Here is a 13,539-nt window from a genome sequence, read left to right on the forward strand (position 1 = left end):
GCGTCCTCAGTCGATGGTGGTCAGTAGGCGAAGGCCATGGGTTTCTCGGGGTCGTCGGAGGGGCCGACGCCCGCGAGCGCGTCCGCTTCGCTCGGCGGGCCCGCCTTGGCGTACTTCAGGAAGAGCTTGAGCGCGACGACGGCGAGCAGCAGGTAGACGAGGGTGAAGCCGGTGAACGAGACGGCGACCGTGGGCAGCCCGACGCGCGGCGAGACCGCCTCGCTCGTCTCGTAGAGGCTGAACACCACCCACGGCTGGCGGCCCATCTCCGTGAAGATCCACCCGGCGGAGTTGGCGAGGAACGGGGTCACGGCCATCCACATGGCGATCGGCCAGAACAGTCGGTGCCGGGGAAGGCGGCCGCGGCGCGTGAACCACCAGACGATGACGGCCATGGCGACCGCGAGCATCCCGAAGCCGATCATCGCCCGGAACGACCAGTAGGTGAGCGGGATGTACGGCATGTACTCCCCCGCCCCGTAGAGCGCCTGGTATTCGGCGTTCAGATCGTTGATGCCCTGCACTTCGCCGTTGAACGAGCCGGTGGCGAGGTAGGAGAGCAGGCCCGGGATCTCGATGATCGGGGTGCCGCGGCTGCCGTCGAGCGTGCCGATGGTGAGCACGGAGAACGGCGCGTTGTACGTGGTCTGGTAGAGCGCTTCGGCGGCGGCCATCTTCATCGGCTGCGTCGCCGTCATGACCTTCCCGAGCGAGTCGCCCGAGAGGATCAGGCCGAGGCCGCCCACGAGCGTGGTGAGGATGCCCAGGCGCATCGCGGGGCGGTGGACGTCGAGGTCCCGGCGGTGCATGAAGTGGTAGCCGGAGACGGCGACGACGATCGTGCCGGCGGTGAGCCAGGCGGCGAAGATCGTGTGCGGGAAGGCGGCGAGCGCCACCGGATTGGTGAGGACGGCGCCGAAGTCGGTGAGCTCGGCGCGTCCGGCGGTCTCGTTGAGCTGGTAGCCGACCGGGTTCTGCATGAACGCGTTGGCGGCGAGGATGAAGTAGGCGCTGGCGAGCGTGCCGAACGCGACGAGCCAGATGCACGCGAGGTGGAGGGCGGGTTTGAGGCGGTCCCAGCCGAAGATCCACACGCCGATGAACGTGGATTCGAGGAAGAACGCGACCAGCGCCTCGAACGCGAGCGGCGCGCCGAACACGTCGCCGACGAAGCGGGAGTAGGCCGACCAGTTCATGCCGAACTGGAACTCCTGGACGATGCCGGTGACGACGCCCATGGCGAGGTTGATGAGGAAGAGCTTGCCCCAGAACTTGGTGGCGCGCAGGTAGGAGGTCTTGTGGGTGGTGCGCCACAGGGTCTGCAGGATCGCGACGAGGAGCGAGAGGCCGATGGTGACGGGGACGAACAGGAAGTGGTAGACGGTCGTGACCCCGAACTGCATCCGGGCCAAGTCGAGAACGTCCATATCGCCCCAATAGGTCGCACGTGAGTGTCTAGGTGCGATTATCGTGCCATTTCGACCGGTCTCAGGGGTTGAAACGCGCGAGTGCACGGGTTTTCACGTTCGGGGAACGCGAGGGACAATTGCCGAGGCCGACGAACGGATAGGAGTGGGCATGCGGACAGTCGCGGTGCTGGGTGCGGGGAAGATGGGGCAGGCGATCGTGTCGGGTCTGCTGCGGGCCGGCTGGTCGGGCGACTCGGTGACGGCGACGGCGCGCAGCGCCGAGCGCGCCGCCGAGCTGCGCGAGACGTACGGGATCAGGGTCGAGGCGAACGCGGAGGCGGTGCGGCACGCCGACGTCGTGGTGGTCGCGGTCAAACCGCAGGACGCCGGGGCGCTGCTGGAGGAGCTGAGCGGGGCGTTCGACGGCGGTGCGCCCGTGGTGAGCATCTGCGCGGGACTTCCCGTGGCGTTCTTCGAGAAGCGACTGCCCGACGCGACCCCGGTCATCCGGGCGATGCCGAACACCCCGGCGCTCGTCGACGAGGCCATGACCGTGCTCTCGCCCGGGACGCACGCCAGCGAGGCGCACCTGGCCGCGGTCGAGGAGCTGTTCAAGCCGCTCGGGCGCACGCTCGTGGTCGACGAGAAGCACCAGGACGCGGTCACGGCGATCTCCGGTTCGGGGCCGGCGTACTTCTACTACCTGGCCGAGGCCATGACCGAGGCGGGCGTCCTCATGGGACTGCCGCGGGCGGTCTCGAAGGAGCTGGTCACGCAGACCGCGCTGGGCGCGGCCCGGATGCTGCGGGAGACCGACGCGTCGCCGGTGGAACTGCGGGAGGCCGTGGAGTCCCCTGCCGGAACGACGATCAGCGCGGTGCGGCAGCTGGAGAACCACCGGGCGCGGTCGGCGGTGACCGACGCGATCGAGGCGGCGCGCGACCGGGCGCGGGAGATCGCGGAGGAATATGCGTAGCCGGCCGGGCATATCGGGAAGGACGGGCGCCTGAATGGGCGAGGTCAAGCGGGGGAAGTTCGCCGAGCTGGACGGCGCGACGCTGTTCGCGCTGGCGCGGTTGCGGCAGGCGGTGTTCGTGGTCGAGCAGGAGTGCGCGTACCCGGATCTGGACGACTACGACCTGGACGCGGCGACCGTGCACTTCTGGGTCGAGGGCGAGACCCCGACCGAGGCGGTCGCGTGCCTGCGGGTGCTGCGGGACGGTGAGGCCTGGAAGGTCGGGAGGGTCTGCTGCGCGCGGCCCGCGCGCGGCACCGGCTTGAGCGCCAAGGTGTTCGGTGCGGCGATGGACTTCCTGGGCCCGGAGGCGGAGGTGACGCTCGGCGCGCAGACCTACGCGGCGGGCTTCTACCGCAGGTTCGGCTTCGCCGAAGAGGGCGAGGCGTACGACGAGGACGGCATCATGCACATCACGATGCGACGTCCGGCGGCATAAGCCCGGGAGCGGGATCCCGGATCTCTCATCCCGCTCCCGGACGTCTTGTCCCCCTTGAAGTCTCGGGGCTCCGCGGGCTACGCCGTGGGCGGCTCGAGCTTCGTCGGGTCGACCACGCCCCAGTACGCCGCCTTCGCCTGGAGGCGGTCGTCGAAGAGGAGCGGCGCCTCGTGCGGTCGCGACACCGGCCAGGACCGCAACCACGAGACCGCGTCGTACAGGCCCCACATGGTCACCGACTCCAGGTCGTCAGCGCGCTCGCGCAGCACCTCGAAGAGCTCCTTGTAGTACCGGCCCTGCGCGACCAGCCGCTCCGGCGGCGTCGCGGGCAGGCTCTCCTGCATGTGGTCGGAGACGGACACGTCGAGTTCGGTGATCGTCTGCAGCACTCCGAGCTCGCGGAACAGGTCGATCGACTCGCCCAGCAGGGCCGGGTCGCGCTTGTAGTCCACATGCGCCTGGTGCCCGATGCCGTCGACCGGCGCGCCCTCGCATTTGAGCTGCTGCACCAGGTTGAACATCGCCTCCCGCTTGTCGGGGAACTCGGTGTTGTAGTCGTTGATGAAGAGCTTCACGTCGCGCGGGAAGGCCTTCCGGGCGATCTTGAACGCCTTCTCGATGTACTTCGGCCCGCCGAACACCTCGTACCAGCGCGAATGGCGCAGGCCGTCGGGCTGCTCGGGGTCGACCACCTCGTTCACCACGTCCCACGCCCACACCCGGTCGCCGTAGTGCGCGGCGATCGCCTTGACATGGGTCTCCAAGCGCCGCAGCAGCAGTGCCTGGTGGGCGCGGCTCTTCACGAGCGGTGCGCCGTTCTCGTCGAGGAACCACCAGGCCGGGGTCTGGTTGTGCCAGAGGAGGGTGTGGCCCCAGATCTTCATGCCGTTGGCCTCGGCGAAGTCGACGATCTGGTCGGCCCGGCTGAAGTCGAAGACGCCTTCGGTCGGCTGGATCGATTCGGGCTTCATCTGGTTGCCGGTGGTGACCTGCGCGAAGTGCTTCGCGAGGAGTTCGGCGGGCTTGCCGACCACCTCCGGTGGTTCGACGGCGCAGCCGAAGGTGAAGTCGTCGGCGAGGAAGTCCTTGAGCGGCAGCAAGTCTTGGATCTCCGGTTCTGCGATGCGGGTGAGTGTGAAGGCGTCGAGGAGGATCGGGGCGAGGCTGGAGGCGGATTCGACGTAGAACTGCAGTCGGTCGGCGGCCTGGCTGATCGAGTACGTGCCGGAGAACTCGGTCCAGGCCGCGTCGGTGACGGCGGTGTTCCACTTGACGCCTTCGTAGTTCGAGGCGTCGCCGACGTCGCGCTGCACGGTGGTGCGCAGGTCGGTGGCGCTCTCGCCCTCGGGCAGGCGCAGGTAGACCTTGAGCTGGTAGCGGACGCCGACCTCGAGGTGCGCGGTGATGTCGATGGCGGCGCCGTTCCAGGTGGCGGTGCGGCCGGTGATCAGGAGCCGCCGCTCGGGGTCGACGGCGACGGAGGCGTCGCCGCGTCCGACCCAGCCTTCGGTGGTGCCGGAGGAGAAGTCGGTGGAGAGCAGCAGGTCGTCGGCGTGGGCGGGGCTCGCGGCGAGGGCGACGAAGCCGGCCGGGATGAGGGCGGCGCCGCCTGCGGCGGCCGCGGCCGTGAGCACGGTGCGGCGGCTCGCGGCGGGGGTGGCCGGGTGGGTCGGGGTGGTCGGCATTGAGGGCGCTCCTTGGCCGTGAGGGGTCCGGCCGCTCCATCACGGGGGCGTGTGGAGCAGCGGACTCATGAGCGCGGCGAAGCCGTGCTTACCGGTCCGCGGCGACCGGAGGCTGCGTTGCATTCCCGAAACTCTCGGAAACTTTCATTCAAAGTATTGATATGTTACGATCCTCTCGTCGGGGCTGTCAAGGCGCCGACCCACCACTGTGGCGGAGATGTGAGGGGCTCTGCCGCAATGAAGAAAGGGGACCGGCCTTGCGGCCGGTCCCCTCAGAACGTTCGGGCGCTCGCCGGGGCTACGCGTCCTCGGGCTGCTCGATGAGCGACTGGATGTACAGCGCCTCGCCGATCTTCTCAAGGATCTCCAGCTGCGTGTCCAAGTAGTCGATGTGGTGCTCCTCGTCGGCGAGGATGCTCTTGAAGAGGTCCCGCGAGACGTAGTCCTTGACCGACTCCATGTGCTCGATGCCGCGCTTGAGGCGGTCGATCGCCTCGACCTCGATCAAGCGGTCGCACTCGAACATCTCCTTGACCGACTGCCCGATGCGCAGCGGGAACAGTCGCTGGTAGTTCGGCATGCCGTCGAGGAAGAGGATCCGGTCGGTCAGAACCTCGGCGTGGCGCATCTCGTCGATCGACTCGGACTTGGTGTACTTCGCGAGCTTGGTGTAGCCCCAGTTCTCCTGCATCTTCGCGTGCAGGAAGTACTGGTTGATCGCGGTGAGCTCCGCCGTCAACTGCTCGTTGAGGAATTCGATGACCTGCTTGTCGCCCTGCATTGCAATCCGTCCTTCCCGGTCCGTCAAGTGCCGGCTCCGTGACCGACGATCTCAGACTAGGACCAGGTGGTGGCCTATTTCCAGCCAGGAATGCCTAAAATAGGACAACCTATCCTAACGGAGGACAACCTAAAGCGTCCGTCATTTCCGTAGAATCCGGTGCCTTGGGAGACTCAGGCCGCCGCGGGCACCGAGGACGTGAAGTGGCTCTCGATCATGTCGACCAGGCGCTCATGGCAGGTGCCGCAGCTCGTGCCGGCGTCGCAGGCCTCGCCGATGGCCTCTTCGGTGTGCGCGCCGGCGCTGATGCAGTCACGGACTTCGTTCTCATGGACCGCGTGGCAGATGCAGGCGTACACGCACCGACCTCCGAACAGGTAAGGCTTGACTAAAGAAGGTATGCCTAACCTACCTGGGTTCCCCTGCGATCGGCAACCCCCGTTCCGGTGGATCACCCGGACCCGAACGGGCGACCCGCACTCCATCGGGCGCAGGCCGCCCCGCGGCTATCGGACCAGGGTGCCGAGCACCTTCACGGCGTGCTCGATCCCGGCGTCGTCGACGTCGAGGTGGGTGAGCAACCGGCCCCGGTCGGGGCCGAGCACGGAGATCTTCACGCCCTGCTCGGCGGCCGACCCGGCGACCTGGGCGATGTCGGGGATGCGCAGCAGCACGATGTTGGTCTCGACCTGGGCGGCGTCGCAGATGCCGAAGGGTTCGAGCGAGCGCGCCAGGTGCCGCGCGCGGGCGTGGTCCTCGGCGAGGCGGTCGATGTGGTTGGCGAGGGCGTAGCGCCCGGCCGCCGCGAGGAACCCGGCCTGGCGCATCCCGCCGCCGAGTCGCTTGCGGATGACGCGGGCGCGGTCGGCCCGTTCGGCGTCGGTGATGAGCAGCGAGCCGACGGGGGCGCCGAGGCCCTTGGAGAGGCAGACCGAGACGGTCTCGAAGAGGGCGCCGTATTCGCTGAGGGGGACGCCGGTGGCGGCGTGGGCATTCCAGATGCGGGCGCCGTCGAGGTGGAGGCCGAGGCTGTGGGCGTCGGCGAGGGCCCGGAGGGCGCGCAGTTCCGCGATGGGCTGGACGGTGCCGCCGCCCATGTTGTGGGTGTTCTCGACCGCGATCGCGCGGGTGGTGGTGGCGTACGGGTGGGGCCGGTTGATCATCGGTTCGACGAGCGCGGTGCCGAGGCGGCCGTGCGGCGCGGACCAGGTGCGGGTGCTGATGCCGCCGAGCGCGGCGGCGGCGCCCATCTCGAAGTTGACGACGTGGGCCTTGACGTCGCAGAGGAGTTCGTCGCCGGGGCGCACCAGGAGCTGCAGGCCGATCTGGTTGGCCATGGAGCCGGTCGGCGTGAAGACGGCGGCCTCCTTGCCGAAGAGGGCGGCGGCCTCGGCTTCGAGGGCGTTGACGGACGGGTCCTCGCCGTACACGTCGTCGCCGACGTCGGCGCCGGCCATGGCTTCGAGCATGGCCGGGGTCGGCCGGGTCACGGTGTCGGAGCGGAGATCGACGATCATGGGCCGACCCTACTGCGGCCCGCGGGTCGCGGCGCGCTCAGGCGGACACGGCGGACATGCCGCCCCGCCCCGGCCTCGAACGCAGTCGGCCTAGTACGGATTGTCGCCGTTGCCGATGCCGAGCACGGGCAGGTACATGCGCTCGCCGTCGGCGGTGAACCCGTCGTAGACGATGTCGAACAGGTCCTGAATGCCGAAGGCGCGCAGGGCGTCCACCATCATGTGCGCGGCCTGGTTGGTGGCGGTGCGGTCGGTCGAGTTGAAGCTGCGCGACCAGTTCGGCTGGGAGCCGCTGGGGGCGCGGAAGCCCATGCTCGGCAGGTTCGACAGGCCGGCGCGCCAGGCGCCGCTCACGGCGGCGCTGGCCTCGACGCGGAGGCCGCCGTCGACGAACGCGGCCACGTACCGCGCCGACCAGTCGCCGGTGCGCAGGAGCACGGTCCCCGCGGTGTCGACCACGGGCACGTCGGCGGCCATGTCGGCCAGGAGCGAGGAGAGCCGCTCGGTGAACTCGCCCATGTCCTGGCAGGCGGGCTCGGGCGGGCGCTGTCCGCTGCGGGCGTAGGCGGCCCAGCCGGAGATGTCGCCCTTGCCGACGGCGTGCGCCTCGAGCTGCTCGAAGAGCTCGGGCGAGAGCAGTCGGAGCGTGACGCCGCCGTGGAAGCGGCGCAGGTGCAGTTCGAAGATGAGGCCGTCGCGGTACCAGCGGATCCAGGGCCCGCCGTCGCCACCGCGGATCTCGGGGGCGCCGAGCTCGCTCATCATGGTGCGCAGCACTTCGCGGAAGATGAGAGTGCGGTGCTGCTCGCCCTGGCGGCCGCGTTCGGCGGAGCGCAGGACCATGACCTCGATGGAGTAGAAGTCGGCGCGTCCCGCGACCGGGGTCTGGGGCGGGACGGAGTCGGCGATGGCGTTGCCGGTGTCGTAGCCGGTCTCGGCCCGCCACATGCCGATGTCGACCTCGGCGGAGCGCACCTGCCAACCGAGGTCGGTCATGGCCCGCTGCAGGTCCGCCTTGTTCCAGCGCCCGAAATCGGTCTTTCTGGCCCGGCGGAGCAGGTCGACGAGCTGCGCTTCACTGATCCGGTGTGTGCCGAGCATCCGTTACCGTGCCAATCCGTCCGTAGGTGGGGCTGCGGGCGAAACCCGGCGTGCCACTGCGGTTAGGGTAGCCTTGCCTGCGGTAGCGGGTCGAGAGGTGAGGGTTGGCAGTTGTCCGATACTGTGCGGCAAGACACGCTCGTCAGCCTACTAGGCGGCAGGCGCGGCGCTTTCGACGCCACCGCCCCAGTGGTGGTGTTCATCCTCACCTGGATGCTGTCCGGGAACTCGATCGGTTGGGCCGCAGGGGCTTCACTGGTCTCGGCAGGGGCCATCGCGGTCGTCCGGCTCAAGCAGCGCCAGAAGCCCCGGGCGGTGATCCTCGGCCTCCTGAGCGTCGCGGTCGCGTGCCTGATCGTCCTCTACACCGGACGCGCGCAGGACATCCTCCTCCCCCGCATCGTCTCCAACGCCGCCAGCGCCCTCGTCTGGGCGGGCTTCATCGTCTTCCGCCGCCCGCTCCTCGGTCTCATCGTCGGCGGCCTCCTGGGGCAGAAGACCCGCTGGCGCCGCGACCCGGACCTGCTGCGCGCTTACAGCGCGGCGTCGTGGGTCTGGGTGGCGATGTACGCCGTGCGCGTGGCGATCCTGACCCCGTTCTGGAACAGCGACGCCGAACGCCTCGCGGTCGTCGCGGGCGGAGTCGCCCAGGTGGCGCTGTCGTGGCCGCTGCTGGTGCTGTGCCTCATCGTGAGCGGCTGGGTCATACGGGTGATCCTCCCGAAGGACCACCCGGGCATCCGGCATCCCGTGGACCCGGTGGAGGCCCAAGCGCCGGAGAAGTCCGCGCCGTAACGCGATCCTCTTCCACCCCAACAGAAACGAATTCCGGTCGGTTTCCCGACAGTGCGCGTTTCGCTGACCCGATTTCGTAGTGTGCACCAATACACTCAACTATATGGAACACCGTAATCAGGTTCTGTGGCATCCTCTACTGAGCGATGAGGACCAGGACGCATTGAAGCCTGAGGCGCACGCGGTCTCGTACCCGAAGGGCGCGATCCTCACGCGCGCCGGCGAGCATTCGGACTATGTCGTCTATCTCCGCACCGGGCACGTGAAGTCCTGTGCGCAGGATCCACGGGCGATCTTCGGCATCCACGGCCCTGGTTCGATGATCGGTGAGCTGGCTCCCCTCACCGGTGAGCCGAGATCCGCCGATCTGGTCGCGCTGACGCCGATCGACGTGCTGCACATTCCCGGCGATGTCTTCCTCAAACTCCTCCAATCGAATCCGCAGGTGCATCTGGCGTTGACCCGGCGGCTCGCGAGGCGGGTCCGCGAACTCGGCGAGGTGCAGGAGGAGTCGTTTCTGACCAGCGAACGGCGACTCGCCCGGGCGATCCTGCGCATCGTCGACTCCGGGATAGGCGTGGAGGGAAAGAACGGGCTCACCATTGCCGGTTTCAGCCAGTCCGACCTCGCCGACCTGGCCCGCATCTCCAGGGAATCGGTTTCGGCCGTGCTCAAGGAGTTCAAAGTGCGCGGCTCCGTCTCGACCGGGCGAGAGCGATTCATCATCCACGACAAGACTGCGATCGAGGTGCTCGCCATGCGCCGCGACCGCTCCCTCATCTAGACCTCGAACGGACTGATCCGCCATGTCGGACCTCGACCCCGACTTGATCGAGCTCATCACCGCGATCATCGGCTCGATCGCGGCGCTCGCCGCCGCGGCGGGAACCATGATCCAGCTCAAGTTGATCCGGCACGAACGGCAGCACCGCCAAGAGCAGCAGTCGCTCTCCGACACCGCGAGCCGCCCGAGACGACCGACAGACGGGAAACCACCGCAGTGAACCGGGTACGGAGGCAGGTCTACGGGGGCCTCAAGCTGATCAACTTGCTCCGTCAGCATGTTCCAACGGACTTCGACCCTGACGACTTCGTGCTCGCGGGCAGCGCGCGGTTGTGGGCGGGAGGCATCACGCCGCGCCTCTCCGACATCGACCTCCTCGCCCGACCGGGCAGCGAGACCTGGCGGCGGGCGATGGAGCTCGCGTTCGAGCACGCGATCATCTTCGATGCCGCGCCGCTGCGAACGAGCGAGTACACCGGCGACAAGATCGCTCGTCTCTATGGAGGGATCGTGGAAGTCTGCCAGACCTGGCTGCTGCCGGAAAGCGATACGGCATCGCTGCTCGACGAGGCCGATGTGATCGACGGGCTGAAATACCTGCCGCTTCACGAAGTCGTCGCCTACAAACGCCTGCTGGATCGCGACAAGGATCGCGACGATCTGTCCGCGATCGAGGAGCATCTGCATCGCCATGGCCCGCAACCACTGCGCCGACCCGAAATATGCGATGCTGTTATCTAGCAGCGAAGTTGATGGAGCACACCATGGGAACCCCACCGCCCCTGGACACCGAGACCGCGCTCAGCGAGGTCTACCGGCAGATCGACCACGCGCGTATCAACGTGACCCACGCTGATACGAAGGCGGCGCTACTGGCCGCGGGGGCCATCCCGATCACCGCGCTATTGCTCGCCGCGCCGTCGTTAACTGAGCGCATCAGCGTCGGGAGCGTCTTCGGTTGGTCGGCAGCGGCGTCCATGCTCGTCGGCATCGGTTTTCTGGGAGCGGCCGTTTGGCCGCGGCTTGCGGGTCGGACCGGAATTCGGTCGAGCGCGAAGCGCTCCGCCGACGAGATAATCGAGACGACTCTGCGAGTCTCGAACGATCCTGAGCGCCAACTTCTCGATGCGGCCGAGGAACTGTCGATGCTGGCCACATTGGCGCTCGACAAGTTCCGGAGGGTGCGCGCGGCAATGGCCTGCTTCGCCGTTGCCGCGCCGCTCATGGCGATCGCCGCGATCGGTTTCGCCGCATCCGGTTGAGCTGTCAGGCGATGAACTCGGTGAGTTTCGCCGTGAAGAGGTCCGGGAACTGGAGGTTCCAGATGTGGCCTGCGTCGGGGATGACGTCGAGGCGGGCATCGGGGATGGCGGCGGCGATTTCCTCGGCGGGTTTGAGGTTCTCCTTGTCCTTGGCGCCGCAGAGGACGAGCGTGGGGATCGCGAGGTCGGCGAGCCGTGGGCGGAGGTCGAGGGCGCCCAGTTCGGTGAGTCCGGTGATGAAGGCCTGCTTGCCGGCCGAGCGCAGATCGGCTTTCGCCTGGGCCTTGCGTTCGGGGTGGCCTCCGGCGTACATGCCGGACATGAGGGCGGTGATCATGCCGGTGGGCATGAGGCGCATGAGGTTGCGTTGGAGTGCGACGCCGGGGGCGTGGGCGGTGCCGCCGGAGAGGACGAGGGACGCGACCCGGGACGGGTCGTCGAGGGCCGCGAGCATCGCGACGGTGGCGCCGACGGAGATGCCGACGAGGTGGACCGGTTCGGGTTCGGCGGCGATGAGTTCGGCGATCGCGAACGCCGCTGGTTCGAGGCCGAAGGGGCCGGGGGCCTCGCCGTGGCCGGGGAGGTCGGGGGCGAGGACCTTGTGGCGCTCGGCGAGCGCCGCGACCTGGGGTTGCCAGGCGGCGGCGCTCGAACCGAGGGCGTGGACGAAGACGATCGCGGACATCAGGGGCTCCTCAGTGAGTGCTGTGGGGTCCCTGCGACGGTAGTCGACGGGTGCGACATTCAGCGTTCGCGAATCACCGCGCACTCGCCGGGTTTGAGGGAGCGTATCGGGGCCCAGGCCTCGCCGGTGAGGAGGTTGCGGCCGGCGGCGGGGACCTTGGCGGGGTCCTTGCCGTGATTGAGCGCGAAGACGTAGGTGCGGCCGTCCGCGTGGGTGCGGCGCACCAGTTCGAGGTCGGCGGGTGCTCCCGGGAAGTCGGAGGCGACGCCGATGTGCTCGAAGAACGGGTCGAGGTCCGTGAGACGGGTCGCGAGGTACCAGACCTCGCCCCGGCCGAGCTTGCGGCGGAAGACCGCTCCGGTCTCCGGGTAGCCCTTGAAGGACGCGATGGTCTCCGCGTCCGTCGCGTGGGTCACCTCCGACCAGGTCGCTCCCGCCCAGCCGTTGTCGAGGGTCACGGTCTCGCCCTCCCAGAGCGGGAGGAACTCCTCGACGCGGACGCCCATGAGGTCCCCCAGTGCTCCGGGGAGTCCGGGGAGGACGCGGTCGTTGCGGTCCACGATGCCCGAGTACGGGCCGACGACGAGGGTGCCGCCGCCTTCGACGTAGGCGCGGAGGTTCGCGTCGTCCTCGAGGAGGTACAGGTGCGGCGCGAAGACGTACTCGTAGCCGCTGAGGTCCCATTGGGGGTTCGCGAGGTCGGTGGTGACGCCGCGCCGCCAGAGCGATGCGTGCCAGCGCCGCAGCTCCGGGTAGGTGTCCATGTCGGAGGACGGCTGCCCGGGGGTCTTCGCGGCCCAGACCGAGTTGAAGTCGAGGAGGAGCGCGGCCCGTGCGTCGACGGTGGAGCCCTTCACTTCGGCGAGGTCCTTGAGCCAGGCGCCGAGCTGCCTGATCTCGCGGAACACCCGGGAGTCGGCGCCGCCGTGGGGCACCATCGCCGAGTGGTAGCGCTCGGCGCCGGAGTGCGAGGCGCGCCATTGGAAGTACATGGCGCCTTCGGAGCCGCGGGCGACGTAGGAGAGGGAGTGCCGCATCAGCTCGCCGGGCCGCTTCGGGAAGCCGCCGCGGCGCCAGGCCGATGAGTTCGCGGCCTGCTCCATGAGGAGCCAGGGGCTGCCCGCGGCGAGGCCGCGGGAGGCGTCGGCGCCGAAGGCGGCCTGGATCGACCAGGGAATGCCGTCGGCCTGTTCGGGGATGAGGTAGTGGTCGGTGGCGACGAGCCGGTTCGGGCCGGTCACGTGCTCGCCCCAGCGGTGGTAGTCGAGGCCACTGAAGTTGCCGGTGACCATGAGGTTCGTGGTGATCGGCTTGTCGGGGCTGTGTTCTGCGATGGCGTCGGCCTCGGAGCGGAAGAGTTGCAGGAGCGCGTCGGAGCAGAACCGCTGCCAGTCGAGGACGAGGGCGGGGTTCGGGGTCTCGGCGCACACGCGCGGGGGCAGGACCTGGGACCAGTCGCTGTAGGTCTGGGACCAGAACGTGGTGCCCCAGGCGCGGTTGAGGCCGTCGAGGTCGCCGTGGTGCCCGATGAGCCACTCGCGGAACGCGGCGGCGGAGTCGTCGCAGAAGCAGGACCGGTAGTACTCGTTGCCGGCGTGCCACATGGCGAGCGCGGGGTGGCCCGCGTAGCGTTCGGCGAGCTTCGAGGCCATCTCGACGACGGCGGCCTGGTAGACCGGGGAGTTCGGGCAGTATTCGGCGCGGGCGCCGGAGTTCAGGGTGATGCCCTCGGCGTTGACCGGGAGGGTCTCGGGGTGGGCTTGGGAGAACCACGGCGGCGGCGACGCGGTCGAGGTGGCCAGATCGGCCTTGATCCCGCCGGCCGCGAGGAGGTCCATGATGGCGTCGAGCTGTTCGAAGTCCCACTCCCCCGGGCCGGGATTGATGCTCGCCCACGAGAAGACGTTGACGGTGGCCACGTTGACACCGGCCTCCTGCATGAGGCGGACGTCCTCGTCCCAGACCTCCCTCGGCCACTGCTCGGGGTTGTAGTCGCCGCCGAAGGCGAGGCCTTCGACGGTGGGGATGACGTCGGTGTTCGGATGTGCCATTACGGCTGGCCCTTC

At 68.7% G+C, this 13,539-nt stretch carries 15 protein-coding genes; 7 read left to right on the plus strand and 8 right to left on the minus strand.

Annotation, left to right across the window (positions count from 1 at the left end; all coding sequences use genetic code 11):
• Window positions 1–20: 20 nt before the first annotated feature.
• Window positions 21–1,427: a cytochrome ubiquinol oxidase subunit I gene (locus JHY01_RS23205; protein WP_205328087.1), complete on the minus strand. Its 1,407-nt coding sequence runs from the start codon at window positions 1,425–1,427 to the stop codon at window positions 21–23.
• Between the two features lie 151 nt (window positions 1,428–1,578).
• Between JHY01_RS23205 and proC the strand changes: the two genes are divergently transcribed.
• Together proC and JHY01_RS23215 are read left to right on the plus strand one after the other, a co-directional pair.
• Window positions 1,579–2,385 (plus strand): pyrroline-5-carboxylate reductase, encoded by an 807-nt coding sequence (gene proC / locus JHY01_RS23210; RefSeq protein ID WP_205328088.1) that lies wholly within the window; start codon window positions 1,579–1,581, stop codon window positions 2,383–2,385.
• 34 nt (window positions 2,386–2,419) lie between these two features.
• Window positions 2,420–2,863: a GNAT family N-acetyltransferase gene (locus JHY01_RS23215; RefSeq protein ID WP_205328089.1), complete on the plus strand. Its 444-nt coding sequence runs from the start codon at window positions 2,420–2,422 to the stop codon at window positions 2,861–2,863.
• A gap of 77 nt (window positions 2,864–2,940) precedes the next feature.
• On the opposite strand, the gene JHY01_RS23220 is transcribed toward JHY01_RS23215, so the two are convergent.
• The 5 genes from JHY01_RS23220 to JHY01_RS23240 form a co-directional block, all read right to left on the minus strand.
• Window positions 2,941–4,548, minus strand: coding sequence for an endo-1,4-beta-xylanase (locus JHY01_RS23220; protein WP_205328090.1), 1,608 nt, complete (start codon window positions 4,546–4,548; stop codon window positions 2,941–2,943).
• Between the two features lie 298 nt (window positions 4,549–4,846).
• Window positions 4,847–5,329 (minus strand): bacterioferritin, encoded by a 483-nt coding sequence (bfr, locus tag JHY01_RS23225; protein ID WP_205328091.1) that lies wholly within the window; start codon window positions 5,327–5,329, stop codon window positions 4,847–4,849.
• Between the two features lie 173 nt (window positions 5,330–5,502).
• Window positions 5,503–5,688: a bacterioferritin-associated ferredoxin gene (locus JHY01_RS27915; protein ID WP_205328092.1), complete on the minus strand. Its 186-nt coding sequence runs from the start codon at window positions 5,686–5,688 to the stop codon at window positions 5,503–5,505.
• A gap of 147 nt (window positions 5,689–5,835) precedes the next feature.
• Complete coding sequence (locus JHY01_RS23235; protein ID WP_374199582.1) at window positions 5,836–6,843, minus strand: low specificity L-threonine aldolase; 1,008 nt, start codon at window positions 6,841–6,843, stop codon at window positions 5,836–5,838.
• 93 nt (window positions 6,844–6,936) lie between these two features.
• Entirely contained in the window at window positions 6,937–7,947 is a 1,011-nt protein-coding gene (locus tag JHY01_RS23240; RefSeq protein WP_205328094.1) for a hypothetical protein, read from the minus strand.
• A 111-nt stretch (window positions 7,948–8,058) separates the two neighbouring features.
• Between JHY01_RS23240 and JHY01_RS23245 the strand changes: the two genes are divergently transcribed.
• The 5 genes from JHY01_RS23245 (at window position 8,059) to JHY01_RS23265 (ending at window position 10,788) form a co-directional block, all read left to right on the plus strand.
• Complete coding sequence (locus tag JHY01_RS23245; RefSeq protein WP_205328095.1) at window positions 8,059–8,742, plus strand: DUF3159 domain-containing protein; 684 nt, start codon at window positions 8,059–8,061, stop codon at window positions 8,740–8,742.
• A gap of 103 nt (window positions 8,743–8,845) precedes the next feature.
• Window positions 8,846–9,526, plus strand: coding sequence for a Crp/Fnr family transcriptional regulator (locus JHY01_RS23250; RefSeq protein ID WP_205328096.1), 681 nt, complete (start codon window positions 8,846–8,848; stop codon window positions 9,524–9,526).
• A 22-nt stretch (window positions 9,527–9,548) separates the two neighbouring features.
• Window positions 9,549–9,746, plus strand: a complete 198-nt coding sequence (locus JHY01_RS23255) for a hypothetical protein (RefSeq protein WP_205328097.1) — start codon at window positions 9,549–9,551, stop codon at window positions 9,744–9,746.
• Window positions 9,743–10,267 carry a hypothetical protein gene (locus JHY01_RS23260; protein ID WP_205328098.1) on the plus strand — a complete coding sequence of 175 codons (525 nt, stop codon included), beginning with the start codon at window positions 9,743–9,745 and terminating at the stop codon, window positions 10,265–10,267. The genes JHY01_RS23255 and JHY01_RS23260 overlap by 4 nt, the downstream gene beginning before the upstream one ends.
• A gap of 11 nt (window positions 10,268–10,278) precedes the next feature.
• Window positions 10,279–10,788, plus strand: a complete 510-nt coding sequence (locus JHY01_RS23265) for a Pycsar system effector family protein (protein ID WP_205328099.1) — start codon at window positions 10,279–10,281, stop codon at window positions 10,786–10,788.
• Between the two features lie 4 nt (window positions 10,789–10,792).
• Here the strand turns inward: JHY01_RS23265 and JHY01_RS23270 are convergent, their stop codons facing one another.
• Both JHY01_RS23270 and JHY01_RS23275 read right to left on the minus strand, forming a co-directional pair.
• A complete protein-coding gene (locus JHY01_RS23270) occupies window positions 10,793–11,473 on the minus strand; it encodes an alpha/beta fold hydrolase (protein ID WP_205328100.1) in 681 nt (226 codons plus the stop codon).
• Window positions 11,474–11,532: 59 nt separating this feature from the next.
• The gene (locus JHY01_RS23275) at window positions 11,533–13,524 is read right to left on the minus strand and encodes a beta-galactosidase (protein WP_205328101.1); all 1,992 of its coding nucleotides are present in this window, start codon (window positions 13,522–13,524) and stop codon (window positions 11,533–11,535) included.
• Between the last annotated feature and the right edge of the window lie 15 nt (window positions 13,525–13,539).

The sequence above is a fragment of the Glycomyces sp. YM15 genome, assembly GCF_016918015.1.
Lineage (GTDB): Bacteria > Actinomycetota > Actinomycetes > Mycobacteriales > Micromonosporaceae > Glycomyces.

Excerpts from the sequence above, each read along its gene's own strand:
- JHY01_RS23205 (WP_205328087.1), bottom strand. The coding sequence starts at position 1,427 with ATGGACGTTCTCGACTTGGCCCGGATGCAGTTCGGGGTCACGACCGTC.
- proC (WP_205328088.1), top strand. The coding sequence starts at position 1,579 with ATGCGGACAGTCGCGGTGCTGGGTGCGGGGAAGATGGGGCAGGCGATC.
- JHY01_RS23215 (WP_205328089.1), top strand. The coding sequence starts at position 2,420 with ATGGGCGAGGTCAAGCGGGGGAAGTTCGCCGAGCTGGACGGCGCGACG.
- JHY01_RS23220 (WP_205328090.1), bottom strand. The coding sequence starts at position 4,548 with ATGCCGACCACCCCGACCCACCCGGCCACCCCCGCCGCGAGCCGCCGC.
- bfr (WP_205328091.1), bottom strand. The coding sequence starts at position 5,329 with ATGCAGGGCGACAAGCAGGTCATCGAATTCCTCAACGAGCAGTTGACG.
- JHY01_RS23240 (WP_205328094.1), bottom strand. The coding sequence starts at position 7,947 with ATGCTCGGCACACACCGGATCAGTGAAGCGCAGCTCGTCGACCTGCTC.
- JHY01_RS23250 (WP_205328096.1), top strand. The coding sequence starts at position 8,846 with ATGGAACACCGTAATCAGGTTCTGTGGCATCCTCTACTGAGCGATGAG.
- JHY01_RS23255 (WP_205328097.1), top strand. The coding sequence starts at position 9,549 with ATGTCGGACCTCGACCCCGACTTGATCGAGCTCATCACCGCGATCATC.
- JHY01_RS23265 (WP_205328099.1), top strand. The coding sequence starts at position 10,279 with ATGGAGCACACCATGGGAACCCCACCGCCCCTGGACACCGAGACCGCG.
- JHY01_RS23270 (WP_205328100.1), bottom strand. The coding sequence starts at position 11,473 with ATGTCCGCGATCGTCTTCGTCCACGCCCTCGGTTCGAGCGCCGCCGCC.
- JHY01_RS23275 (WP_205328101.1), bottom strand. The coding sequence starts at position 13,524 with ATGGCACATCCGAACACCGACGTCATCCCCACCGTCGAAGGCCTCGCC.